The sequence below is a fragment of the Streptomyces sparsogenes subsp. cuspidosporus genome (assembly GCF_039532705.1).
GTDB classification, from domain to species: domain Bacteria; phylum Actinomycetota; class Actinomycetes; order Streptomycetales; family Streptomycetaceae; genus Streptomyces; species Streptomyces sparsogenes.
In genome coordinates this window covers 39405-63512 of sequence record NZ_BAAASD010000005.1, presented here as the reverse complement: position 1 = coordinate 63512, position 24108 = coordinate 39405, and the positions used below count along the sequence as shown (strand labels likewise).

25 protein-coding genes and 2 pseudogenes are annotated in these 24108 nt (G+C 70.8%); 4 read left to right on the top strand and 23 right to left on the bottom strand.

The genetic code is table 11. The features are described 5' to 3' along the window. Positions 1–12: 12 nt before the first annotated feature. From ABFY07_RS08190 to ABFY07_RS08100, 19 genes are all read right to left on the bottom strand, one after another. Positions 13–1278: a tyrosine-type recombinase/integrase gene (locus tag ABFY07_RS08190; RefSeq protein WP_346173808.1), complete on the bottom strand. Its 1266-nt coding sequence runs from the start codon at positions 1276–1278 to the stop codon at positions 13–15. Positions 1279–1371: 93 nt separating this feature from the next. Continuing rightward, a complete protein-coding gene (locus ABFY07_RS08185) occupies positions 1372–1599 on the bottom strand; it encodes a helix-turn-helix domain-containing protein (protein WP_346173807.1) in 228 nt (75 codons plus the stop codon). Between the two features lie 100 nt (positions 1600–1699). Continuing rightward, on the bottom strand, positions 1700–3502 hold the full coding sequence (locus tag ABFY07_RS08180) for an ATP-binding protein (RefSeq protein WP_346173806.1): 1803 nt from the start codon (positions 3500–3502) through the stop codon (positions 1700–1702). Beyond that, a complete protein-coding gene (locus ABFY07_RS08175) occupies positions 3499–4383 on the bottom strand; it encodes a bifunctional DNA primase/polymerase (protein ID WP_346173805.1) in 885 nt (294 codons plus the stop codon). Before ABFY07_RS08175 ends, ABFY07_RS08180 begins: the two co-directional genes overlap by 4 nt. A gap of 91 nt (positions 4384–4474) precedes the next feature. Then, positions 4475–4804 carry a hypothetical protein gene (locus ABFY07_RS08170; protein ID WP_346173804.1) on the bottom strand — a complete coding sequence of 110 codons (330 nt, stop codon included), beginning with the start codon at positions 4802–4804 and terminating at the stop codon, positions 4475–4477. A gap of 11 nt (positions 4805–4815) precedes the next feature. Then, on the bottom strand, positions 4816–5130 hold the full coding sequence (locus ABFY07_RS08165; protein ID WP_346173803.1) for a hypothetical protein: 315 nt from the start codon (positions 5128–5130) through the stop codon (positions 4816–4818). A 42-nt stretch (positions 5131–5172) separates the two neighbouring features. Continuing rightward, positions 5173–5364, bottom strand: coding sequence for a hypothetical protein (locus ABFY07_RS08160; RefSeq protein WP_346173802.1), 192 nt, complete (start codon positions 5362–5364; stop codon positions 5173–5175). A gap of 88 nt (positions 5365–5452) precedes the next feature. Next, on the bottom strand, positions 5453–5599 hold the full coding sequence (locus ABFY07_RS08155; RefSeq protein ID WP_307110159.1) for a hypothetical protein: 147 nt from the start codon (positions 5597–5599) through the stop codon (positions 5453–5455). A 32-nt stretch (positions 5600–5631) separates the two neighbouring features. Further along, positions 5632–6993: a DNA/RNA helicase domain-containing protein gene (locus ABFY07_RS08150; RefSeq protein ID WP_346173801.1), complete on the bottom strand. Its 1362-nt coding sequence runs from the start codon at positions 6991–6993 to the stop codon at positions 5632–5634. Continuing rightward, a complete protein-coding gene (locus ABFY07_RS08145) occupies positions 6993–7793 on the bottom strand; it encodes a hypothetical protein (RefSeq protein ID WP_346173800.1) in 801 nt (266 codons plus the stop codon). The genes ABFY07_RS08150 and ABFY07_RS08145 overlap by 1 nt, the downstream gene beginning before the upstream one ends. Positions 7794–7874: 81 nt before the next feature. Then, positions 7875–8297 (bottom strand): hypothetical protein, encoded by a 423-nt coding sequence (locus tag ABFY07_RS08140; protein WP_346173799.1) that lies wholly within the window; start codon positions 8295–8297, stop codon positions 7875–7877. A 3-nt stretch (positions 8298–8300) separates the two neighbouring features. Continuing rightward, the gene (locus ABFY07_RS08135) at positions 8301–10178 is read right to left on the bottom strand and encodes a chromosomal replication initiator protein DnaA (RefSeq protein ID WP_346173798.1); all 1878 of its coding nucleotides are present in this window, start codon (positions 10176–10178) and stop codon (positions 8301–8303) included. Between the two features lie 123 nt (positions 10179–10301). Beyond that, positions 10302–10496 carry a hypothetical protein gene (locus ABFY07_RS08130; protein ID WP_346173797.1) on the bottom strand — a complete coding sequence of 65 codons (195 nt, stop codon included), beginning with the start codon at positions 10494–10496 and terminating at the stop codon, positions 10302–10304. Next, on the bottom strand, positions 10496–10945 hold the full coding sequence (locus ABFY07_RS08125; protein WP_346173796.1) for a hypothetical protein: 450 nt from the start codon (positions 10943–10945) through the stop codon (positions 10496–10498). Before ABFY07_RS08125 ends, ABFY07_RS08130 begins: the two co-directional genes overlap by 1 nt. A gap of 316 nt (positions 10946–11261) precedes the next feature. Continuing rightward, positions 11262–12899 (bottom strand): hypothetical protein, encoded by a 1638-nt coding sequence (locus ABFY07_RS08120; protein ID WP_346173795.1) that lies wholly within the window; start codon positions 12897–12899, stop codon positions 11262–11264. After that, entirely contained in the window at positions 12896–13390 is a 495-nt protein-coding gene (locus ABFY07_RS08115; RefSeq protein WP_346173794.1) for a Pycsar system effector family protein, read from the bottom strand. Before ABFY07_RS08115 ends, ABFY07_RS08120 begins: the two co-directional genes overlap by 4 nt. Beyond that, on the bottom strand, positions 13387–14037 hold the full coding sequence (locus ABFY07_RS08110) for a GGDEF domain-containing protein (RefSeq protein ID WP_346173793.1): 651 nt from the start codon (positions 14035–14037) through the stop codon (positions 13387–13389). The genes ABFY07_RS08115 and ABFY07_RS08110 overlap by 4 nt, the downstream gene beginning before the upstream one ends. Next, entirely contained in the window at positions 14034–14414 is a 381-nt protein-coding gene (locus tag ABFY07_RS08105; RefSeq protein WP_346173792.1) for a hypothetical protein, read from the bottom strand. Before ABFY07_RS08105 ends, ABFY07_RS08110 begins: the two co-directional genes overlap by 4 nt. Beyond that, a complete protein-coding gene (locus tag ABFY07_RS08100; protein WP_346173791.1) occupies positions 14411–14710 on the bottom strand; it encodes a hypothetical protein in 300 nt (99 codons plus the stop codon). The genes ABFY07_RS08105 and ABFY07_RS08100 overlap by 4 nt, the downstream gene beginning before the upstream one ends. 1235 nt (positions 14711–15945) lie before the next feature. On the opposite strand from ABFY07_RS08100, the gene ABFY07_RS08095 reads away from it, so the two are divergent. Next, positions 15946–16716 (top strand): helix-turn-helix domain-containing protein, encoded by a 771-nt coding sequence (locus ABFY07_RS08095; protein WP_346173790.1) that lies wholly within the window; start codon positions 15946–15948, stop codon positions 16714–16716. After that, positions 16713–17186, top strand: a complete 474-nt coding sequence (locus tag ABFY07_RS08090; RefSeq protein ID WP_346173789.1) for an NUDIX hydrolase — start codon at positions 16713–16715, stop codon at positions 17184–17186. Before ABFY07_RS08095 ends, ABFY07_RS08090 begins: the two co-directional genes overlap by 4 nt. Here the strand turns inward: ABFY07_RS08090 and ABFY07_RS08085 are convergent. From ABFY07_RS08085 to ABFY07_RS08075, 3 genes are all read right to left on the bottom strand, one after another. Beyond that, positions 17174–17743, bottom strand: a complete 570-nt coding sequence (locus tag ABFY07_RS08085; RefSeq protein ID WP_346173788.1) for an HD domain-containing protein — start codon at positions 17741–17743, stop codon at positions 17174–17176. The genes ABFY07_RS08090 and ABFY07_RS08085 overlap by 13 nt on opposite strands. 11 nt (positions 17744–17754) lie before the next feature. Further along, a complete protein-coding gene (locus ABFY07_RS08080) occupies positions 17755–18201 on the bottom strand; it encodes a GntR family transcriptional regulator (protein ID WP_346173787.1) in 447 nt (148 codons plus the stop codon). A 297-nt stretch (positions 18202–18498) separates the two neighbouring features. Continuing rightward, on the bottom strand, positions 18499–19602 hold the full coding sequence (locus ABFY07_RS08075; protein ID WP_346173786.1) for a hypothetical protein: 1104 nt from the start codon (positions 19600–19602) through the stop codon (positions 18499–18501). A gap of 622 nt (positions 19603–20224) precedes the next feature. Here ABFY07_RS08075 and ABFY07_RS08070 point away from each other — a divergent pair. Together ABFY07_RS08070 and ABFY07_RS08065 are read left to right on the top strand one after the other, a co-directional pair. Continuing rightward, positions 20225–20311 (top strand): annotated as a pseudogene (locus ABFY07_RS08070) (glutamine synthetase); the annotation flags it as partial. 151 nt (positions 20312–20462) lie between these two features. Continuing rightward, positions 20463–23783 carry a bifunctional [glutamine synthetase] adenylyltransferase/[glutamine synthetase]-adenylyl-L-tyrosine phosphorylase gene (locus ABFY07_RS08065; RefSeq protein WP_346173784.1) on the top strand — a complete coding sequence of 1107 codons (3321 nt, stop codon included), beginning with the start codon at positions 20463–20465 and terminating at the stop codon, positions 23781–23783. Here ABFY07_RS08065 and ABFY07_RS08060 read toward each other — a convergent pair. Beyond that, a pseudogene (locus ABFY07_RS08060) lies at positions 23771–24070 on the bottom strand (winged helix-turn-helix transcriptional regulator); the annotation flags it as partial. The gene ABFY07_RS08065 and the pseudogene ABFY07_RS08060 sit on opposite strands and share 13 nt — an antisense overlap. Between the last annotated feature and the right edge of the window lie 38 nt (positions 24071–24108).

Here is a 24108-nt window from a genome sequence, read left to right as displayed (position 1 = left end):
CCCGGAGTCGTCTCATTCCTCCTGGGCCGTCTGTGGGCCGTCCGGCGCGGAGTCGGCCGCCTCATACAGCCGGTCTACGGCCTTCCGGGTCCGCCCCTCGCTGCTCGGCATGAGGTGCGTGTACGTCCGGAGGGTGAAGCCTGGGTCCGTGTGGCCAAGGTAGCCGCTCAGGGCCTTGATGTTCTCCCCGGCGTCCAGCAGGACCGACGCGTAGAAGTGCCGCAGCGCGTGCATACCGTGTTCGCGCGCCGCCTCGTGCCGCTCACCCTTCTTCGGCTCGGGGATCACCCCGGCCGCCACGAGCGCGGGCTTCCACAGCCGGGTGTTGAAGTCGGTCCGCCGGACCGCGCCACCTCCTATGAGGGAGAACAGCAGACGCTTGGTGACGGGCGGGCCGTCCGGCCGCAGCCAGGGAAGTGTCACGTCCACGGGCGGGAAGTGCTTGCGGTGCTCTTTGAGCACCTGCGCCACGCGCTCCGGCAGCGGCACGTCCCGTTCCTTGTTGCGCTTCGGCGGGGCGAAGACCAGGTGCCCGTTGACCACCTTCACCTGATAGCCGACGTGCAGCCATCCGGTTTCGTAGTTCACTTCATCATCGGGTAGGCCGAAGATCTCTCCCTGCCTGAGGCCGCAGCCGCCCCCGAGGTCCACCATCGCCTGATAGCGCTTGGGGAGCGCGGCCCGCACCGCAAAGACGCGCTCGGCCGGCCACGGGCGTACCCGCGGCGCCCCGCGCTCGGGCGCCCGGACCGACCGTGCCTTGCACGGGTTCTTGAGAAGCAGTGCGTCATCTACGGCGGCGCTCAGGACTGACGAGACGTTCGAGAAGATCACCCGGCGGTAGGACGATGCCGGTACCGCTCGCTCCAGCTCGGCCAGCCACTCCCGGATGTGCCCAGGCTGGAAGGAATCGAGCGGGCGTGCCCCGATGTACGGGAAAGCGTGGAGCCTGAGCTGCACACCCACCGGAACTCTCGTGTTGGGGTCGGTGGTCTGCGCGGCGAGCCACTTCTCGCCGTACTCCCGGAACGTGATGCGCCCGGCGCGCGGGTCGATGTACTGCCCGCGAGACATGTCGGCCTCGATGTGCGTCAGCCACTTCTCGGCCAGTCGCTTCTGCTTGTCGGGGAATGACTTGCTCTTCTCGGTGCCGTCGGGGCCGATGTAGCGGGCGCGGTACCGCATGCCGGTGCCGTAGCGGTCGGTCTTGACGCGGCGGGGTTTGCCGTTGGGGCCGGGTTCGGTCTTGTACCAGCGGTCTTGAATGTGGCCTGCCATTGAGGCTGTGCTCCCTTTCTCGGGCAGAGCAGAGAGCGGGGCGGGGCCGTGTGGCCCCGCCCCGCGGGTGTCGTGCTGTGTTGGTCGTTGCTGTCAGGCGGCCCTGTCTTCGGCCTTGCGCTCCCTGACGTAGCGGCTGACGTCGTCGGGGTCGTAGCGAAGGTGCTTGCCGATGCGGAAGCCGGGCGGGCCGACGCGCTTCTTGCGCCACTGGTAGACGGTCTCGACGGGCACGCCGAAGATCTCGGCGATGTCGTCGGGGGTGAGGTAGCGGTCCGGAAGTCCGGCCCGCAGCGTGGCTACGGCGGATGCCTCTGCCATCTGGCTCTCTCCTGTTGGCGTGCGGGATGGGCAAACAGAGCGGCGGGCTGTCCTTGGCCGGGGCCGCCGCCCTGGGCTTTCGAGGAGGCCGCCTCAGCGGCTATCGCTGCGGGTCGAGTACCGGCTCGCAGCACGGATGCGTCGTCTCGCCGATGGCAACGAGCGCGGCCGCCATGGGTTGGCGGCAGATGCCGCACAGCGGCTCGCGTCCAGAGATTGGGTGCATTTCAGCGTCCGCAGTGCCCGCAGCGTCCGGTGACGTGCTCCGGTGCTGGTCGGAGGCGGTGCGGGGTGCGGACGCTGGGGCGCGCTCAGCGTCCGGTGTGGTGTCCGCAGCGTCCGCTGAGATGCCCTGCGGACGCTGGGCGATCACCGGCCGGACGCTGTCGAGGGTCTCAGCGTCCGCGCGTTCGTGCTGGTCGGGTGCCGTTGCGGACGCTGCGGGTGCTTCGGACGCTGGAATCCGCTCATCTCTGGTGCCCGTGGGCGCGGTGAGCGTGTAGAGCCGTTGGCGGTGCCGGTCCGGGGTGCGCTGGGTGTCGTCGAAGGTGATGCCGACCGAGCGCAGGATGGGCGCGAGCCGCTTGAGCCGTCCGCCCGCCCGGGTGGCGTCCTTGGGCCACTTCTGGTGTGGCACCTCGGGGGCGGGCAGGTACTCCAGCAGGGCGCCGGCGGTGCCGGTCCAGGTGCCCATGGACTCCACGAAGGTGACCACCGCGCTGCCGAACGGGTCGCCCTCCAGCGCGTCGGCGGCGACGTTCGCCGAGGACGTGGTGTAAGCGTCCAGGGTGTTCCACCCCTGGATCCGGTCGACGGCGGCCAGGACGCGGGCGAAGTCGGCCATGCGCGGCATACGGGTCAGGTGGACGTTCGGCAGCTCCTTCAGCACGGCCGACAGCAGGTCGAACAGCGCTCCGAGGATCACCGGCCGTGCCTCGTGGAAGGCGGTGTCCAGCTCTTCCTCGGTCCGCCGCTTGTTCTCGTCGATGAGCTGCAGGTCGAGCATCAGCAGCCGCTCGGCGAGGTCACCGGCCAGGGCCCCGGCGTCGATGGTGGTCATCGCCAGGACGCGGCGGAAGGTGAGCACGACGACGTCGTCGTCGGTGTAGAGCGCGCGGTCGACGATGCCGTCACCGGTCACCGCCTTGCACAGGGTGTCGGACAGCCACGGCGGGATGGTGCTGACGTTGTCCAGGCACAGCGCCCAGGAGTTGAACGCCTGCGTCGCCCAGGACTTCACGTCCCGCGGCTGGCTCCGCTTGGCCGCGGGCGAGGGGTCCACGAGGTTGACGATCGTCTGCGCGGCCTTCGACTTGCCGGTGCCCTGCTCTCCCTTGAAGGTCAGCACGGGGTGCGGGATGTGCGGGATCCACGCGGCGACCAGCCACGCCACCAACTGGTGGAACGAGGCATCGTCCATGTTCACCAGGGACCGGAGCGCGGCCAGCCCGTCGCCACCGCGCACCGGTTCGGGCATCGGGGACATGGCCCCGGACCGGCGGAAGAGCACCGGCGAGCGGTCAGCGACGTGCCAGCCGTCCGGAGTCGCGACGACGCACCGGCCGTCGGCGGTACCAAGGTCCACGACGACGCGCCCGGCGTCCCCCGCGACCCGCATGTGGACCGGCACCGGGTCGGTGGCGCCCGCGATGCCCTCCAGCACGGTCATGGCGTCGGCCAGCGCGGACTGGGAGGGTACGGCGCCGTCACAGGCGTCGGTGTAGATGCGCGCGAGCTGGGCACGCAGCCCGGCCTTGCCTCGGAGCGGCATCGCCAGGTTCGGGCCGCGCTTCTTCACTCCGTACGGGCGGCCGTCTTCCGACGTCACCAGGTCGTACCGTTCACGGGCGAGCTGCACCAGCAGGGATGCCTGCGAGGGGCCCTTGCCTTCTTTCTCGCTCAACGGCCCGCCCTCCCGGCGACCCGGCTGCGGGCACTGGCGATGGTGCGCGCGGCGCCCCGCTCGGGGTGGCCGGCGGCGCAGGCGGCGGCCAGCAGCTCGGCCGCGACGCTGTCCGCGTCCTCGCCGCTCTCGAAGGCCCGGCAGGCGGCCCAGTAGAGCCGGTTGTTCAACTGGCCCTCGGGAGAGTCCCGGACGAAGCGCACCAGGGCATCGGACGCCTGCGAGGGCGTGCCGCGCCCGGCGGCCGGGGCGGGCCGGGGCCGCTCCTGGGCGGGCGAGGGCACGAGGAGCTGCAGCAGCGCGGCTGGTACGGGCTGGGGCACGGGGGTGCTGTGGGCCAGCACGCGGTAGACGCCAGCGGGCGTCCAGGAGCCGGGGCCGACCAGGTAGCCGCCGGTCCCCCGGATGTCGATGCCGGGGCCGATCCGGCTCGCGGAGTTCGGCACCACCACACCGGCCGGGCCGGAGAGCCACAGGTGCAGGCCGCCGCTCGGGGTCGCGATCGTGACCGTCCCGGGGAGGTCGAATCCGTGCTCGTGGGCCAGGTCCCGGAGGGCGGCCACGCCGTCGAGGCCGTTCTTGCGGTCCAGGTCCACGCCGATCAGGTGCATCGGTCGGCGGCCGCAGGCGATGCCGTAGCCCGTGGCGCGGGGCGCCGCGTGGAACAGCGCCCGGATGTCGGCGGGCACGGTGGTTGCGTCATGTACGCCGTGCCCGGGACGGCCGCACTCGCCGCGGCACGGCTCCGCGTCCGGCTGGTCGGCGTGCGGGCTGCGGACCGCGGGCAGCTTCTTCGAGGTGAGGGGGAAGACGTGCAGGCCACGCTGCACTGCGCGGAGCGCGTTGGCTAGGGCTTCAGGCCAATGTACGGAGTAGGGCATCCTGGTGGTTCTCCTGTTCCGTTGTGGATGGGCAGGGGGAACCCGGGGCGGTGGGCTGTCCTTGGCCGGAGGCCGCCGCCCCGGGGCGTAGCTAGAACGGCGCGACGCAGGCGCAGGGCCGGTTACGGCACCAGCGGCAGCGGCGCAGGCGGCGCGTCCAGCGCGGCGCCTTGGGCAGCCAGATCCATGCCAGGGGCAGGAACGGCGCGCAGTGGCAGTCGTCGTAGTCCGGCTCTTCCGGATCCGGCCCGGCGCACCTCACCTCGCCCTCGCCGCCGCAGGTCGGGCAGTGGGGGTCGGGCAGGCGGTGCACGGCGAGGATCGGGCGGGGTCCGGTCTGACGGCCGTTGGCACGGCTGGCGGTCCACGACGACCAGTAGCGGATCTCCAGCCGTCGGCGGGCCAGGAAGCGGCGAATCATGCGGTGATCTCCTATTTGTTCTTGGAGCTGAAGAGCTTCAGGGACAGGCCGAGCCCGATCGGGCCGGTGGTGGAGCCGATGAAGGCGGCGGTGCGAGCGGCGTAGTCGAAGACCGCGACGGCGGCGGCGACCAGGCCGAGGACTCCGGCGGCTCCGGCGAGCCCGATTGCCAGCGGCACGGCCCACTTCGCGAGAGAGCGGGTCGGGGCCGGGGCGGGCGGCTGGATGATGACGACGGGCCGGCCGTCTAACTGCCGGTAGAGGTCGGCGGGTATGTGCGGGGCGAGGTTGCCGGGGATGGTGTGGTGCGGGTCGGGCTGGTGCATGGCTGCCTCCGGTGCCGGTTCGTACGGGATGGTCAAGGCGTGTCAGCCGACGCGGCTCAGCGAGTCCGCGAGGGACTGCAGCGCGTCGTTGATCGCGGGCGCCGCGCCGGTCGAGGCGAGGCAGAAGCCGAAGAGGGCGGCGACCGTGGCGCCGCCGGTGCCGAGGGTGCGATTGCGGAGCATGACGGCCAGGACGGCTCCGAGGAGGAGCACGGCGGACAGGGAGACGATCACGGCAACTCCTTGCTGAACGTGCCAGAGCAAGCGAAGACCCCGGAGGCTTTGCCCTCCGGGGTCTTCGTTCGCTGGGGGTGGTGTGGGGTCAGTCGTCAGGGGTGATGTTCGTGGCGCCGCAGTTCCAGCAGTCCCACTCGTCCGGTAGCCGGAAGCGCTCTTCCCAGAAGCCCACCGGCTTGCCGTAGACAACGCAGTCTGCGCCGCAGCGCCAGCACTCGAACTCGAAGTCCATGCCGTCTCCTCCCTGGAGACAGCATGGCGCGTCTAAGCCAGTGTCACGAGGCCGCCGTCCGGCGGCCCGATCACGCCGTCTCGGCGGAGGTCGGACACGCGGGTTCGAAGTGATCCGCGCTTGATCTGCTTGTGGCCGTCGGCGTTGACGGCCGCTAGGAGGTCGGCCTCAGCCAGTGGGCCGCTGGCCAGCGCAGCGGTGATCCGGTCGGCCAGCGTCACCGGACCCGGCGGCGCCGCCTCTGCGGTGGCCGGTACGGACGGCGCGTTTGATGCTGCCGGAGTGCCCTCTTCGGGGTCTGGCGCGTCGTCCAGGTCGAACGGCTTGCCCGGGGGCGCTCCGTCGCCGTACAGCGCGAGGATGGCGGGGTCATGGCCACGGCACGGCGCGATGGAGCCGACGAGGAAGAACCGCGCCATACTCGTCGGCCGCGACGAGGTGAGGTGGTAGCACATGCCCTGCGAATTGGGCTCGTCCTCGTCCTCGTCGGCCGCCTCGTCCCACCGGCGAATGCGGCGGACCTGGCCGACGACTTTGGGGATCGGCTGGAGCGATTCGCCCCGGGGGAGCAGCCCATCGGAGACGAGCTGGGCCATCATCGCGGACGACCAGCGGAGCAGGATCACCTCCCCTTCCTTGAGCATCCCGCGGAGCGTGTCGCTTCCGCCCATCTCCTCGAGGTGGCCGGCCTGCGCGGCCAGGATGATGCCGACGCCGACGCTCCGGCCGGTACGCCCCAGCTCCTTGATGAGCCCGGCCGCCTCGTCGCGGTAAGGCGCTCCCTTCTCCAGGAGCCGGTTCGCCTCGTCGATGACGCCGTACATCAGCGGGTCGGGGTCGCCGAGGATGAAGCCGGACCGGCCCAGTTCCCCGTACGCCTTCATGCGCCGTTCGGCCTCGTCGACGAGGCGGCGCAGAAGCCGGATAGCGCCCTTCTGCGTCGTGACCCTCGTGGCGACGTTTCCGACCGCCTCGGGGACGCTCTGCCCTTCCTTGAGGTCGGCCAGGTGCACGACGATGCCCGAGCGCTTGCAGGCGGCCAGCACCGATTGCAGCGCCCGCGACTTCCCGGCCCCCGTGGTGCCGAAGATCGCCATCCGCTGGGCGTTGCCGGTCTTCGGGTCGAACAGCCGGATCCGCAGGGGCGACCCGTCGTAGTACGCGCCGACGACGATCCGGCCGCGTGCGTCCATGGTCAGGTCGGCCACGGTCGCGGGTCGCATGTGCATCAGGGGGTTGGTCGGAAAGACTCTGACGACCGCTTCCCCTCGGGCCTGTTCGAAGATGACCCGCGACGGGTCATCGATCTTGAGCAGGTCGCACAGCGCTTCGTGATCGATGTTCTTCACTCCTCCCGGGGGAGTCTTCAGCACGTATTCCTTGACGGCGGCCATCAGCGCAGTTCCTTGAGTTCGTACGTGTTCGCCTCCATCAACTCCACGCCCGGCAGGGCGGAGCGGGAAATCTCGGTCCAGGTGTCGGCGGGCGCCTCGCGTTTCTTGCCGACCGCGAGCATCCGCAGGCCCGCGCCCCGGCTGGGGATCGGGTCGATCGAGATCAGCTCTTCGGGGATGTCCATGAGCGCGGACAGCCGCGTGATGCTGATCTCCGGCACGGGCTCACCGGGGTTCGTCGCGGCGATGACGGCCGCCGTGCGGTCGGCGTCGATCCGCTGCGTGGCGATCACGCACGTGCCCGGTGCGATGCCGCCTTCCCGGGCCACGTTCTCCGCCCACCAGCGGGCCGCCGGGTCGGTCGGCGCCTGGTCGACGACGGTCGGCACCGCCTCTTGCGGCTGAGTGATGGCCTCGGCTGCGGGCCGTGCCCTGGCGATCCGCTTGGCCAGGGACGCGGGGCGGAGCCACCAGACACCAGCCGTCCAGGCAGTGACGGCGCCCGCCTCGACGAGGCGAGCCACATCACCCGAGGCGACCCGCTCGGCGACGAGGATGGCCGCCATGCCCGCGTGCGGCGATGCGTAGACCATCATCGCGACGGGCTTGACCTTCTGGTGCGCTGCCATGAGGCGAGGGGAGAACCCCACACCGAGCAGCGCGGCGCCGAGGGCGGCTGTGAGGCCCGGCTGCGTCACCGCGTCCGTGAAGAGGCCCGCGGTGAGCGTAGTGGCCCCGGCGGCCGTTGCGACGCGGCCGATCCGGCCCCGTGCGGTGTCGATGTAGGTGCGCAGCGGCATCACGGCCGAGTCCTTCCTGGCTGTCGAGGGGACGCGCGAGGGGCGGCCCGTTCGGCGGGCCGCCCCTCGTCGCGTTCGGTGCTATCGGTTGCTGTAGTAGGTCCGGTCGGCCACGTCGGCGCCGCCGGTCTGCATCGCGGCGGCGACCGGGCCGTAATCGGCCTCGTGGCCGTCGGCGGCCTGCCGGAAGTCGCCGGCCATCTCGGCCGCCTCGTTCGCCAGCTCCTCCGCCTCGGCCAGCACGGAGCGCATGACGGCCGCCGCGTCGCGGTGCGCGGCGACCACGTCGGCGTCCACATGGATCGATGCGGCGGTGTCGGCCAGCCGGTCGACCGACGCGGCGCACCCTTCGACGTAGTCGTAGGCGCCCCGCACGGCCTGCGACAGGGCCGCCATGGCGAGGGACGCTGCCGCGAGCCTGGCCGTGACGACGGTGAACGTGACCCCATCGCCGATCAGGTCGGCGACTCGGCCGCCGACGCCCACAGAATCGATCTCGCTCACGGGCTACTCCTGGTGGTATTCGCGCTCGGCTGGGGCGACGTGCCCCGCGTCCTTCACCGCGTCGGCACGGTGCTTGTCGGCTTCGGCCGCTCGCTGACCCGCGGTCGCGATGGCCTCGGACGCGCGGGGAAGTGCTGCCGCCAGGCCCTCCGCCTTGCCCTGGACAACTCCGGCCCGCTCGATCAGCCGCGCCGTCCAGCCGACGAGGACGCCGGGAACCTTCTTGCCGATCAGCTCCGCGCGCAGCGCCTCCAGGGTGGATGTCAACTGCTCGCATCGGTCGGCGACCACCTTGGCGTGCTCGGCGCCCGCCATGATCTCCTCGGCCATGTCCTCGTCCGAGTCGATGACGTCGTACACCGTCAGTTCGGCGTCCGTGAACTGCGTGGTCCGTACGGCAGGTGCTCCGCCCATGGGCCGCGGTCCCTTCTGTGGTGCTGCCGGACCGGTCGGCCCGGGAGTGGTGCCGGCCGCCGAGGCGGCCGACGAGGTTGCGGCGGGGAGAGCCTGGCGGCCCCGGCTGATGGCCGCGGGCTGCGGCTTGGGCCTCTCGCGGTCCGGCCGCGTGATGGTGACCGAGTAGCCGACCTTCCAGCCGGGCGGAGGGCGCAGCCACTCGCCGTCGGTGCGGGGCGCGTCCTGCGGGCGCTGCCTGCTATGTGCGCCGCGCTTACGGCTGCCGCCAAATGGACGCCGACGCCCACCGGTTGGCGGAGCCTTGCGGGCCTTCCGACGCTTCTTTGTGCCTGGCTTTGTATTGCCCGCCTTGGCGCGTTCTCTCCATGGCCTACTGCCTGGCTCGCCGCCGGGTGTGTGCGACGAGGAGGGCCCTGGCTTCTTGCGGCCCTTCGATGCCTTTGGAGGATCGTCCCTGCCCTTGTCGCTCTTGGGCTTCTTGGTGAGATCGACCTTGGGCGCCCCGTCGTCCTTGTCGTGCTTCTTCGTGCCGTCCGGCTTGCCGCTCCTGCCCTTCCGGGCCATGTCCTTGGCGGCTCTCCGGATTCCCTTCCCGTCGGCGTCCTTCTCGCCCTGCTTCCGGGCACTGACCCGGCCCGCCAGACCGGCCTTACGGCGGTCGGCGTCAGCCTTCCGGGCCACGATGGCGTCACCGTTCTTCCGGGCCTGCCGCGCGAGTGCCAGCTTCCCGAGGGTGCCCGGATCCTTCGTGGCGCCCCCTGATGAGGACACACCGGCCGGCTTCTTGTCGGCCGTACGAGCGGCAGCCTCCGTCCGCGCTACCTTGCGAGCGTCGGCGGCCCTCCTGGCGTCCGGCATCCTGCTCTTGGCCGCCCCGGCCACGGTGGCCGCCTTCGGATGCACCGCCTTGGGCTGCTGCCTGGCCAGAGCACCCGACGCCATACGGGACGACACAGCGCCCGGCCTGGCCGTGCCCCTGGCGACGCCGCGGCCGTACTCCGGGCCGCTTTGGATACGGCCCCTTCGGCGGGCCGCATCGGCACCCACCTCGGCCTTGGGCGCTGCCGCCTGGCCCTTGGCGTTGTCCTGCCGCGCCTTATCCGCGACGGCCTTGTGATGCTCACGCCGGGCCTTGAGATACGCGGCCACATTCCAGGCCCCGCGCAGAGCCGCCACGGCGATACCGGCCATGACCACCATGGCCATGGAGGCGGTACCCCGGACCGGTGACCCGGCATCAGCGGCGTGTGCCACCATCCCCGGCGCCGGGTCGTCCTCGTCCTCGTCCTCGTCTCCGTCGCCGTCCAGGTCCGGCGACGGAAGGTTGACGCGCCCCGGCGGGACGGCGGGCGGGGTGCCCGGCAGGGTCGGCAGTCCGCCGTCCGGCGCCGGCGGGCTGTCCTCCGGCGGAGCCAGGTTGATGACGGGGAGTGTGATCACATTCCCCGGGTCTTCGTCGGCCATCGGCCGCCCCTCTCAACTACTTGACGTAACGGCCCGCCTCGCGTACGCGCGCGCGTGACGCGCGCGCATTATGCGCGCGAGCCCGGATCGCCTCGTTGAACCGTTGTTGTTGAACGCGGAGCGTTACTGCTTGCTGTCCAGATAGCGCGACAGCTCCGACGCCAGCGACCGCCAGAGCGGGTCGTCGTCGGGGAGCCGCGCGCGGGCCATGTCGAACAGGACGATGGCCCGCGACCGGGCATCGGCGGCCTCGTTGACCCGGGGCGCCCACAGCTCAGCGCGGAGCCGTTTGGAGCGCGCCGGGTCCTTGCCGGCCATCACGCCCCCTTCGTGAGGTGATCAAAAAGACCACCGGGTTCGGTCTGCGGGGCGTCGTCGGCCCGCTGCTGCTCAAGCTGAGGTGCGCCGGCGGACGCCTTCAGCTCCTTGACCCGCTGCTTCTCGGCCGCCTTCCTGGCCCGCTTCTCCGGCAGCTCCTCGTACGACCGCTCGTAGCGGGCGCCGAACGCCACCAGGTGCGTGATGGCCGCCTCCAGGTCGTCAACGGCCTGGAACATCGGCCGGCCGGTGCTCCACGCGCGAGCCCTGGCCTGGAACGGCATGTCACCCTCCAGGGCACCGCGCTCCTTGAGGTCCGCGGCCACCTCGCGGGCCAGCCGCCGCAGGTCATCGATGATCGGCTCGATCTGCGCCCGTCGCTGCGCGAGGTGGATGGCCCGGTCCTCCGGCGTCTTGAGCAGGGCAGGCGTCCACTTCTCCTGTGCCATACGGCTCCTCCGTGGGATGGTGAGGCTGTCCCCGGGGCACGTCGACTGCTCCGGGGACCGACTGCTTCCGGCAGTCGCAGCGAAGGCCAGCCCAATTGCCCTGGGCTGGCCTTCACTGGTGGTGCCGGACGACGGTGAGGTCTGGCTGGGGTTACTGGTCCTCGTCGCGCGGCGGTGTCCAGGGGATGCGGGTGATCCCGACCCACACCGCGAGTGCGCCGAGCAGCGCTGGCACGAGGATGTGGAGGATGATCTCAAGCAAGTTCATGGGGTCCTGCCTCGTCTGGGGGCCTATTGGACGGCTGTAACGCACAGGTCATGAGCGGTCGGTGCCGTTGACACCGACCAGCGCGCGCGGCTGGTGCGCGGTGAGCTGCGCGGCGCGCGCGGCACGGAAGTCACGCAGCCAGTTCCGCGCGTTCCCGGGGTCCACGGAGCACCGCTCGGCCAGTTCCGCGGCACTCGGCTCGCTCCCGTGGTCGGCGGTGACCGACGCCAGGTAGAGCTGCCATCCGGCTTGCTTGGCTTCGGACTTGAACACCGGGTCCGGGTCGCTGCCGGCGTGCTCGGCCACGTCCCGAAGCAGCCGGTCCCGGAGTGCGGTGGCTTCCTCGATCTGGCCCGTGATCTGCCGCAACGCTGTCTGCGCTTCGCTGTGGGTCCGCTGGAGCGCGTCCGTGTCGAGGGTCAACCGCTCCAGTCGCTGCTCCTCCGCGTCCACGGCGGTGCGGATACGGTCGGCTTCCTGCCGCGCGGCACTGATCAGGTCATCCGCGCGCTTCCGCGCGTCCTGCTCGGCCTGCCGCGCGTCCTCCGCGCGCTGTCGCGCAGCCTCCATCGCACCGTCCGCATCCTCCCGCTGCTCAAGAAGCGCGGCGTGCTCCTCCCGGGCCGCTTGGAGGTTGCGCTGCGCGGTGCTCAGAGCGTCTTCCGCGCGCTTCCGCGCGGCCTCCGCTTCCTCCCGCGCAGCTTCCGCGCGCTGTCGCGCGTCCTCCGCGCGCTCGGCCAGGGCCGAGGACTCCAGACGCTTCGCGGCCGGGGTGACCGCCAGGTCCTCGATCAGGGCCAGCACCGCCGTAGCATCCGCGTAGTTCAGACGGGCCACCTCGTCCGCGCGGGTTAGCGCGGCCAGACGGCGCACAAGGGCGAGAGACTGCCCGGTATCGGTGGCGACGTCGGCACGGTCCAGCGCCTTCTGCGCCCGGCCCCGCAGCCGCCGCAACCGGCGCTGCGCCCGCCGAGAGCTCCCACTGGCCGACCCGGCTTCCAGGGCCAGCCGGAGCCGGTAGACGCGGTGCGCGGCCCGCTGCGCCAGCGCGGCGCGGGCCACGGCGGAGGATGACGTACGGGCATCCAGGCCCAGCAGCGCGAACAGTCCGGCCCACGCGTGCTGCCACAGCAGCACCAGCAGCCGGACCGGCCCCGGCCGGCCGCCCTGGTCGGCCTCGTCGGGACGCTCGCGGTGCAGCTTGCTGCGCAGCTGCAGCTCGATCAGCCAGGCGGCCAGGCCCGGGATGGACGCGAGGACCGGCCGGGCCCACCAGTTCGGGGCGTGGACGGCGTTCATCGCGGCGGAGAAGCTGACCAGCAGCCACGCGGTGCGGTGCATCAGCCGCAGCTCCGGCGTCCACCCCTGCTCGGGGTCGGCCGCGCGGTACATCATCACCAGCAGGGTCATCTCGGCCGCGTCGAAGACGGCGATGAACGCCACCGACAACGGATTCGGCAGCCCGGCCGTGTCGGTGGCGAACCCCCACAGGCCATGGACGGAGACCGCGACACCGCCGAGGGCGACGACGGCCTGGGGGCCGATGCCGGACAGCCAGCGCGACTCCCGCAGCCGCCCCATCGCCCACGCCACCAGTGCGAGCACCAGCACGGCGCCGGCCAGTGGAGCTGCCCACGACAGCCAGCCCGGCGCGCCGGGGAACAGGTCGAACAGCCAGGACGTCATCGCGTGCCTCCTGCCATGGCCAGCACCACCGCGACCAGCGCGGCCACGATGAAGGCGGCACCAGCGGCGCGGGTGAGGTCCACCGCGCGCTGCAGCCGGACGAACTTGCCCACGGCCAACAGGGACAGGCGCCTGACGTGCTCGGTCAGGTCATCGCTGACCAGCGCCGCGCGGAGCTGATCGGCGGGCAGCGTTGCCCACAGTGGAAAGCCCTTCGGATGGGCGCCACCCAGGTTCGGGCGGACCGCAGCCAGCAGCACGGCGACCGAGGCCATAAGCAGACCCACGCCCACCGCCCCCACGGCCAATGCGGCCGGGGGAAGACGCAGGCCCGTGGCGACGGTCCACACTCCCGCCAGCAGCGCACCGTTGAAGGCCAGCAGCAACGACGCCTTGCTGTCGGTGCGGCCGATCTCCGCCTTCACCTCCGCATGTGCGGCGGCCAACACGGCATCGGCCGCGGCGGCTGTTGTCGTATTGGGGCTGATCACGTCACGCCTCCTTCGGCGTCGAAGTCGGTGCCGGAGCGGCCGTCGCGGCGGCCATTGACCGTGAGGTAAACGGGCGTGGGATTGCTGGCGATGAGCGAGCCGCCGCCGGCCTGCTTGGCCCCGTACATCGCCTCGTCCGCCACCCGCAGCGCGGTCGGCAGGCTCGGGCCGGGAAAGGGGCCGTGGTAGGCACCGATCGAGCAGCCCAGCGAGATGAGGCGGCCGTCGAACTTAACCGGCTGGCAGAGAAGTTCGTGCAGGGTGCGCAGCTCCAGGGGCAGATCCGTGGTGTGCGGCATCCGTACGACGGCGGCGAACTCGTCCCCGCCCAAACGCCCCACGGCGCCGTTCTGGACGTGCACCCAAGTGCCAAGGCGTTCACCGGCCGCACGGATGGCCGCGTCACCGGCGGCGTGCCCAAACGTGTCGTTCAGGGCCTTGAAGCCGTCGAGGTCGATGAGCAGCACCGCACAGCGCGCCCTGCTCAGCAGCCGCGCCGCGTGCATCTCGAACGCGGCCCGGGTGGGTAAGCCGGTCAGCGGGTCCCGCCGCGCCTGGTCGAGGATGCGGCGGAACCACAGACTGTGCACGGTCCAACCGGCGGCCAGCGGAGCGGCGGCCGATATCGCGGTGAGCGTGTGACTCACGGTCGGCCCCCGCTCTTGCGCCAGGCGGCGGCCTCGGCGTCGGCGAGGATGCGGCAGTGCCAGACGTGCACCCTGACGCCCTCGATGACGGACTCGGTGGAAGTGTGCTGGAACACGGACCCGCTGCCGTATCCGGGGTCATCGGTGTGTTCGGTGATCTCGGAACGCAGCCGCTCGGCCCACGCCCTCACGTCCTCAGCCGCCGGCGCGTTCAGGAGGATCTCACCGCCGTACTTCAGCCGCACGCCGGTCAGCGGCAGATCGGCGTGCAGGGCCAGGAGCTCCCGGGCCACCTCCCCGGTACGGAGCAGCGCCCGCTCATCTGCGGCGATCATCTCCAGCAACGGCTGGGCGGCGGTGGTGTTGGTCGAGCTCATGCCGCCACCGCCTTCGGCGTGGTGCGGCCCGTGCTGCGAGCCGGGCGCGGGAGGCGGCTGACGTTGTGGAACAGCGCGGGGACGTGGGCCTCGATGGCCTCGGCGGCGATCCGCGTCGCGCGGTCGATCAGCTCCGGGTCGTCGGCGAGGATGTCGCGGGCCGCGTCCAGACGGGCCGCGCGCTCGTCGTCGCTCTCATCCTCCTCGCCGAGCCACAGCTCAAGCGGGGTTCCGAGGGCGAGTTCGAGGTAGTCGGTGTCCGTGGCCACCTCATGGTGACCGATGAAGCTCTTCATGATGGCTCCGATGTCTTCAGGTGCGAAGGGGAAGCCGGGGCGGCGGGCTGTCCTTGGCCGGAGGCCGCCGCCCCGGTTGAGTCGGGCGAGATCGGGTTCGCGGAGTAGCGGGCCCTACTTCTGTCCGGTACCGCCGCACGAGCCACAGGGCTGACGGGTCTTAGACCCGTTGCCGGTGATGACCCACTGGCCCTCGCCGGTGCCGTTGCAGGTGGTGCAGCGAATCGGGGCGTTCATCAGCGGTCGCGGGTCCATCACTTGCTCCCGCTTCCGTTGCAGGAACCGCAGGTCCGCCAGGTCTGACGGGTGACCCCGCCCTCCGAGCTGTCCTCGGTCCGCCCGCCGGCGCCGCCGCAGGAGCCACACGCCGCCATCAGCGTCCACCCCCCGACCGAACGCGCCGCAGCGCCTCGTCCATGTCCGGGTCGTTGTCGTCGGGGTTCGCGACGAGGACGCTGCGTGTCATGCTGGTGATCACAGGTTGCCTCTCATCCAGGTGCCTGTACGCGGTCCTCGGGGTGCCACCCGGGGGCCGCTTGTCGTTGAAGTCGGTGGATCCGGCTCCCCTCAGCCCCGCCCGTACGGCCTCACGCAGTGCGTGGGCTGGACGGGCGGGGGAGGCAACCGGCGCAGCGCTAGCCGCTGCGATGGCAGGAAGAGGCGGACCGGCTTGGCCGCAAGCGCGTGAGCCCCGCTTGCGAACCGGAGTGCGTACAGGTGCCGTCGGCCGGTCCATCACGGCGGCACCCTCAGAGTTCGTCTCATCACTGAGTCCTCTCTTGTGGTGATCTCCTAGAACTTCAGAGCGGTGATCGCTCGTGCTCCGCCTTTGGGGCGGTTCTCCGGCGTCCGGGCTGTGACCCCCATCTGCGTAGGTCCAGGGCCTAGGTGTCCCCGCGTGACCTCCCGTTTTCTGGTCCGGGTGACCGTTGAAGTTGTTTGTACGCGCCAGGGACGAGCCATCGGGCCCGTCTCACGGGGCCCTCCGGGCACACGCATGGCGCGGCCTCACGCACCGCCGAAGCGAAGCATGTATTACTTGCTTCTCAAGGTGGCAGATCAATTCCGCACCGTCAACTCGCTTGGGTTCTCGGTGCCTGAACTGCCGCTCTCGATCAGCGACATGACCAGCTTGGCGAGGAAGTGGCGGACACTGGACTCCGCTCATGTACGGCTTGCGCACGACTCGCTACAGTCGAAGTCGTCCCAGGACGTCCCAGGCGGGGGGAGACCGCATGGCGAACGAAAGGCTGCGCGGGGCCATCGTGGAGAGTGGCCTGACGCTGGAGCAGGTGGCGGAGCGACTGGGCGTGTCTCCGAAGACCGTTGAGCGCTGGATCTCCGAGCCGAACCGCAAGCCCTACCGGCGGTTTCAGTACGCCGTCGCCTCGATGCTGCGGCGTGAGGTCTCGTACCTCTGGCCGGATGAGCGGACCTCCGAGGAGGTGGCAGCGTCCAGCGATTCGGAGGTCTTGAAGCTCTACCCCCACCGCTCCGTCGTGCCACAGGACGCGTGGATCAAGCTGTACGCCGATGCGGTCGCGCAGTTCGACGTGCTGGTGTACTCCGGCTTCTGGCTGACGGAGGACCCGCGGTTCCACCGACTCGTGCGAGAGAAGTCGGCGGCCGGCGTCCCCGTGCGCTTCATGCTGGGGGACCCCAATAGCCCGGCCGTCGCCGTACGGGGCGAAGACGAAGGCATCGGTTCGGCGATGGCGGCGAAGATCCGTAACGCGCTTCTCAACTACGCGCCGCTGTTCGGGCTCCCCAACGTGGAGTTCAGGCTCCACGCCACGACGCTGTACAACTCGATCTACCGCGCCGACAACGAGCTGTTAGCAAACGGCCACGTCTATGGAGTCGGGGCCTACATGGCGCCCGTCATCCACCTGCAGCGCGTCCCCGGGGGCGAGCTGTTCGACACGTACGCGGAGAGCGTGGAACGGGTCTGGGAGAACGCTCGACGCATCACCTCGCCCACCGACTACGAAGGCGCAACCGCATGAGCCGTGTCGACTACTTCCGGGACCCGAACGCGCCCAGGGCCAACTCGGTCGTGCCGTCGGTCACCGCCGTCGTGCGCGACGAGGATGGGAACCTCCTACTCATCCACAAGACCGACAATGATCTGTGGGCCCTGCCCGGCGGGGGCCACGACGTCGGCGAGAGCATCGCGCAGACGGTCGTGCGGGAGGTGGAGGAGGAGACCGGGATCTCGGTCGTCGTGGAAGACATCGTGGGGCTCTACACCGACCCTCAGCACGTCATGGCGTACGACGATGGCGAGGTCCGGCAACAGTTCTCGATCTGCTTCCACGCTCGCCCCGTCGGCGGCGCCCTTCGCACCAGCTCTGAATCGAAAGAGGTCCGCTGGGTCTCCCCAGCGGACCTTGACGAGCTGGACATCCACCCATCGATGCGGCTCCGGATCACTCACGGCCTCGACGAGTCGCGTACCGCTCCCTACATCGGCTGACCTGCCGTTTGCGCGGCGGAGAGGCGCCCCTCCACGCGATGCACCGCCGCGTGGATCTCGGGGGCGGCTCGCTGGATGAAGCGCCCCACGATGGTGTCGGGCCCGTACCGGCTGACGATCTCGGCGACGCGGGCGTCTGAGTTCGTGGGCGTGCCGTCCGGGGTGGTCGTCATGTCGCAGAACACGAGCGCGTCGACCAGCTCGGGGCGCTCAAGCTCGAACTCGCCCTCAAGCTCGCCCCGGAGACCGCGCTCCTCCGCCTCGAGCAGAGCGCACGAGTGGTGCGCCACTAGGCGGACGACGCGCTCATCAAAGCCTTCCTGGTCACGCAGGAAGCGGGCCCCGTCGAGCGGGTGGAACCCGGTGGTGGCGATCCGTGGCGAGTAGCCGACGTCATGCAGTACCGCCGCCGCCTCCATGAGGCCGGCGTCCTCCCCGAGGATCGGCCGGAGCGAGCGGGCCCGCTTGGCCACCCCAAGGGAGTGCGACCAGCGCCGGGGGAGCGGTTCCGACAGCAGCGATTCGGCGAGGCCATAGGCCCGCTCTGTGAGATCCATGGTCGCCAAGGCTACGAGTCCGCCCGCTCCTCCGGGAGAGCACGAACCTGCCGTCGGCGGCTCGGCCCCATCGCGATGAGCCCGCGGCCCTCCATCTGCGCGATCGCCGAGCGCACCGCCGTGCGAGAGACGCCGAATCGTTCACACAGCTCGTTCTCGGAGGGGAAGGGGGCACCCACCTCGACGTCCGGGCCGCGCAGGAGGTCCGTCACCTTCTCCACCAGCGGCCGGCGGTCACCCGTCCCCGTGACATACCAGCCAGCACCCTGCACAGACTCGATCAGCCCGTCCGCCTTCAGAGCCTTCAGCGCCCGCCCGACCGTGGACCGGCCGACCCCATAGGTACGCATCAGCTCCGCCTCGGAGGGCAGCGCCTCACTGATCGCGCCCTTCTCGATCTTCTGGCGCAGAGACTCCGAGATCTGCAAGTACGTACCTCGCGGACTGGCCTGCGGCACGTGGCCTCCCCTTCCTCGCCCTCGCCGACGTCTTCCCGGTGGCGCTTCCAGCTTCCCACGTCAGGCACGACCGGCCGGACGATGCCCTGACTCGCTGGCCTCCGCTTGTTGAGGGCGTACTGTGCGCCGACGTTTTGAGAGGGTCGGTGCCGTTAGTTGGTGCTGCGACAGCCGAAGTGGCCGACGGTGCACTGACGAAAGCGGTGCCCATAGCGCTGACCGCTCGCTGGGTGCTCACTGTGAGAGGACGTTGAACCGTTGGAATGCACTGTCGGGCTCTCGGGCCATCCTCTGAATCTACTCCGAGGATGTTTCGAAATCCTTCAAGAGAATCTCTATTATCTCAAGGCGGTCATTAAATGAAAGTTCCTCGGTTAATTCATCCACCTCTACTCCTGCAGCATCTGCGAGTCCGGCTTTATCACCTTCCCAGTAGGGGGATAATATGTCGAAGAGATTGCCACCCTGGTCTTGGCTGGGTGGAAATGTGGGATGCCCTGAATCCCTCACTTTGGATTCCAGTGCGGAAATTATATCGACGCACTCCGGTCTCGATATGATCATTGTGGCTTCTTGGGTGTTGTGGTGGGCCAATATCATCCACTTAAGGCGTTCGCGCCGATCTGGAGACTTCAAGGCTTTGTCCAGTTGGATGTGTGCGACCATGCACCTCTGTGTGGCCGCGGCGAAGTAGATGCCCGGCTGTTCGTCAATCCAAGGACGGAAGTTTTGGTGCTCGCTAATGCATTCGTTTATGACGTCGACCGCTTTTTTGGTTGCAAGCGTCCGCATCACCAAGCGGAGCGACTCGCAGGCCCTGTACATGGTTAGTACCGGGTCTCCTTCCTCGCCCAACTGCACCATTAGCGCCTTGTGTAAGTTGATAGATGCTTTTGGCAGGTTTCTGAGTGCGTATTGGGTAGAGACATGTGGAGGCGCAGCCTCCCAGTCCTCATCATCGAACCCCAGTCGGTCATCACCTATCGCCCCACTCCAGAGAAGCTCCAGTAGTCCACTAGCGTCTGCCTCTTGAGTTGAAAATTCCCTTTCCTGCTCGCTCGGTCTCCCGTTAAAACGTTTATGGGCGGCTGTTTTTCCGACATTGAGGCACTCGCCCACATCTCGCCAGCTTGCGCCTCTGGTTACAGCCTCCAGGGCGATCATGTGCATGGTTTTTTTGATGGCCTTTTCTAGTTCATGAGTTGCCTCCAAGCATCGCAGCACGTTCTCGCGGGTGGGGGCTTTTCCGTCGGAAGTCCGGCGCATTCCATGTGTGAGGTTCCCGATTGCCCTGCGCAACTCGAATTCAACTTTGTCTTGAGTGAATGGCCATAGCCAGGATGTGCAACTAATACCTGGCCAATAGTCCGCCTCGCGCGTAGCAGATTCACCTGGGTTCATGCAAGCAACATACCCGCAGCGGGGTCCACTCGGGGTGGACTCGCGGAAACACAAAACGAGGTTGTGGCGGCCTAAGCTCTGTGTGTCGGCAAGTCGCTGACAGTTGAGAGAAGCGTGTCCGCCGCGGCGGCCCTCCGGCTGCGAACCCTGGACCTTCGTGGCGGACACCTTCTCCGCTTCCCTGACAGGAAGGCGAGCACCATGCTAGGTGGCCATCACGGATCTGCGCATCGCGTGCGAGTCAGGAGAGTGCGTGGCGCGCGACCATACGCGGCGTGCCATCGCTCTCGTGGGCTTCGACGCGCCAGATGTCGTCCAGACGCTGCCGTGATCGGTAGTCCCAACTCGACCGTTGGCTACTCACTGACTCGCAGCCGACAGATGGCTGCTGTCACCGCTGGTGTCGCAACGGCAGTGATCAACGTATGGCGCCTTGTCATCTGGATCGCTGAGCATACATAGCGGTGCAGGCCAGGCTGCATTGTGATTGACACATCTGGGCCGTCGGTGGGCCGTCCGAAGGTGCCCAACGATGGCCAACAACGACCAACGACGACCGCGCCGCCCCTGCTCAGAAGCGGCCCAGGAAGGGGCTCCCCATATGGCGGATCTGCGGCATGACTTCCTGCGCAACAAGAAGCAGGAGTGGGAGGAGTACCGCTCCGAGGTCACCCCCTTCGAGCTGCGCAAGAACCTGCCGGTGCTGTGAGCGCGGACGGGGCGCGGCTGTGTGATCCGGCACGGCGCGTCCCGCCCCGCAGAGCCTAAGCTCGTCACCGGGCCCACCCCAGGTCGCCGAGCAGGTCAGCGGGGCCCGGGTCCGTGGGCGGCGGCACTCGAGAGGCACGGGAGGCGGCGGGATGTCCGTACCGCAGGGACGCAGGAGCAGCAACTTCACCCGGCTGCTGCGGCACGGCTTCACCGACCCGTCCGCCGCCCAGCGGCTGCTGGACTCGCCCGAGCTGTCCGGCGTGCGGAGCGACTCGGTGCTGCTGGAGGCGCTGGGCGCGACCGCCGATCCCGACCTCGCCCTGCGCGGGCTCGTCCGGCTCGTCGAGGCGCTGCCTCCCGGCGGGGACGCCCCGGGCGGCGGGTCGCGGCAGGCGCTGCTGGACACCCTCGTGACCGCCAAGCCGCTGCGCGACCGGCTGCTCGGCGTGCTCGGGGCGTCCGAGGCGCTGGGCGACCACCTCGCCAGGCACCCGGGGGACTGGCAGGCCCTGGTGACCTACGAGTCGGCGGACCTGCACCCGACCACCCCCGAGTTCGAGCGGGCCCTGGCCGAGGGCGTCTGGGGCGAGGCCGGGGAGGGCCGGCCCCGGCCGGACGCGCTGCGCGTCGCCTACCGCCGCGCGCTGCTGGCCATCGCGGCCCGCGATGTGTGCGGCACCACCGATGTCGCCCAGGCGGCCGCCGAGCTGGCCGACCTGGCCACCGCCACGCTGCGCGCCGCGCTGGAGATCGCCGCCGAGGAGCAGCCCGAGGACGCCGCCGCCTGCCGGCTCGCCGTGATCGGCATGGGCAAGTGCGGCGGGCGGGAGCTCAACTACGTCTCCGACGTGGACGTCATCTTCGTGGCCGAAACGGTGGAGGGCGTCGAGGAGGGCAAGGCGGTGCAGGCCGCGACCCGGCTCGCCTCCCGGCTGATGCGCGTCTGCTCCGAGGCCACCGTCGAGGGCAGCATCTGGCCGGTCGACGCCAACCTCCGCCCCGAGGGCCGCAACGGGCCACTGGTGCGGACCCTGTCCAGCCATGTGGCGTACTACCAGCGGTGGGCCAAGACCTGGGAGTTCCAGGCCCTGCTCAAGGCCCGGCCGGTCGCGGGCGACGCCGAGCTCGGCCAGGCGTACGTGGACGCACTCGCGCCCATGGTGTGGCAGGCCGTCGAGCGCGAGAACTTCGTCCCCGACGTGCAGCAGATGCGCCGCCGCGTCGTCGAGAACATCCCCGCCGCCGAGATAGACCGCGAGCTCAAGCTCGGCCCCGGCGGTCTTCGGGACGTCGAATTCGCCGTCCAGCTGCTGCAGTTGGTGCACGGGCGGTCCGACGAGACGCTGCGCAGCGGCACCACGCTCGACGCGCTCGCGGCGCTGGCCGCCGGCGGCTACGTGGGCCGCTCCGACGCCGCCGCGCTGGACGCCGCGTACCGCTTCCTGCGCTCCATGGAGCACCGCATCCAGCTGTACCGGCTGCGCCGCACCCACCTGGTGCCCGAGGACGAGGCCGACCTGCGGCGGCTGGGCCGGTCCCTCGGCCTGCGCACCGAGCCGGTGGCCGAGCTGGGCACGGCGTGGCGGCGCCACGCGCGCGAGGTGCGGCGGCTGCACGAGAAGCTCTTCTACCGGCCGCTGCTGGACGCGGTCGCCCAACTGGAGCCCGGCGAGACCCGGCTCAGCTCCCAGGCCGCGGGCCAGCGCCTGGAGGCCCTCGGCTACGCCGACCCGGCGGCCGCGCTGCGACATCTCGAGGCGCTGGCGTCCGGTGTGACCCGTAAAGCGGCGATTCAGCGTACGCTGCTGCCCGTGCTGCTGGGCTGGTTCGCCGACTCCGCCGACCCGGACGCCGGGCTGTTGGGCTTCCGCAAGGTCTCCGACGCGCTGGGCAAGACGCCCTGGTATCTGCGGCTGCTGCGCGACGAGGGCGCCGCCGCGGAGAATCTGGCGCGGGTGCTCTCCGCCGGGCGGCTCGCCCCCGACCTGCTCCTGCGCGCCCCCGAGGCGGTCGCGCTGCTCGGCGACCCCGAGGGGCTGCGGCCGCGCGGCCGGGACCATCTGGAGCAGGAGACCCTCGCGGCGGTCGGCCGGGCCGACGGCGCGGAGGCCGCGGTGGCGGCGGCGCGCGGGGTGCGGCGGCGCGAGCTGTTCCGTACGGCGGCCGCCGACATCATCGAGAGCGCGCGCCTGGCGAACGGCGCCGTGCAGCCGTCGGTGAGCCTGCCGCCGTCCGGTGGCGCGGGGCTCGGCGGCGCCGGGTTCGGTGCGGCTTCCGCGGGGGGCGCGTCGGCCGGCGGCGCTCTCGCGGCGAGCGCCGCCGGCACCGGAGGCGGCACGCTGCCCGATACGAGGCCGCCCGGCGGCAGGCAGTCCGGCGCGCCCGGCACGTCCGGCACGTCCGGCCTGCCGCGGCCCGGCGGGGCGCCGAGGCCGGGGGGTACGGCGGCCGCCGCCCCGCGCACCCCGGGGACCGCCGAGCCACCGCTGGACCCGGCGGCGCTGGTGGACCTGGTCGGGGACGCCGTCTCCGACCTCAACGCCGCGACCATCGCGGGCGCCCTGCGCGCCGCGGTGCGCGAGAAGTGGGGCGACGAGCTGCCGACCCGCTTCGCGGTCATCGGCATGGGCCGGTTCGGCGGCCACGAGCTGGGCTACGGCTCGGACGCGGACGTGCTCTTCGTCCACGAGCCGCGCGAGGGCGCGGACGAGCAGGAGGCCTCGCGCGCAGCGTTCGCCGTGGCCAACGAGATGCGGCGGCTGCTCCAGCTGCCCACCGTGGACCCGCCGCTGGCCATCGACGCCGACCTGCGGCCGGAGGGCAAGTCCGGCCCGCTGGTGCGCACCCTCGCCTCGTACGCCGCCTACTACCGGCGCTGGTCGCTGGTGTGGGAGAGCCAGGCGCTGCTGCGCGCCGAGCCGGTCGCGGGGGACCCCGACCTCGGGGCCCGCTTCATCGAGCTGATCGACCCGCTGCGCTACCCCGCCGAGGGCCTGGACGAGGACGCGGTCCGCGAGATCCGGCGGCTCAAGGCCCGCATGGAGTCCGAGCGCCTGCCCCGCGGTGCCGACCCCGCCACCCACACCAAGCTGGGCCGCGGCGGCCTGGCCGATGTCGAGTGGACGGTGCAGCTGTTGCAGATGCGCCACGGCTGGGCGGAGCCGGGGCTGCGCACCACCCGCACCCGCCGGGCCCTGGCCGCCGCCCGGAACGCCGGGCTGATCGGCGCGGACGACGCGCAGACCCTGGACGAGGCATGGGTGCTGGCCACCCGGGTCCGCAACGGCGTCATGCTGGTCCGCGGCCGCCCCGGCGACACCTTTCCCGCCGACAGCCGGGAGCTGGCCGCGGTGGCCCGCTATCTGGGCTACGGGCCCGGGCTCGTCGGCCAGATGCTCGACGACTACCGGCGCACCACGCGGCGGGCGCGGGCCGTGGTGGAGCGGCTGTTCTACGACTACGAGGCCTGACGCGCGGCTCCAGCCCCGGCCCCTGCCCCGGCCACGGCGCCGGGCTCGGCCCCGGCCCCTGCCCCGGCCACGGCGCCGGGCTCGGCCCCGGCCCCTGCCCCGGCCTCGCGCCGGTCGTACTCGGCACGCGCGACGGCGATCTCGTCCTGGTGGTCCTCGGTCCAGGTGACCAGCGCCTGGATGGTGTCGTGCAGCGTCGCGCCCAGCGGAGTGAGCTGGTAGTCCACCCGCGGCGGGACGACCGGGTGCACCGTACGGCGCACCAGCCCGTCGCGCTCCGCCGCGCGGTCCCGGATGAGCGGGCGTGCGTGGGGGGTGCTCTTTG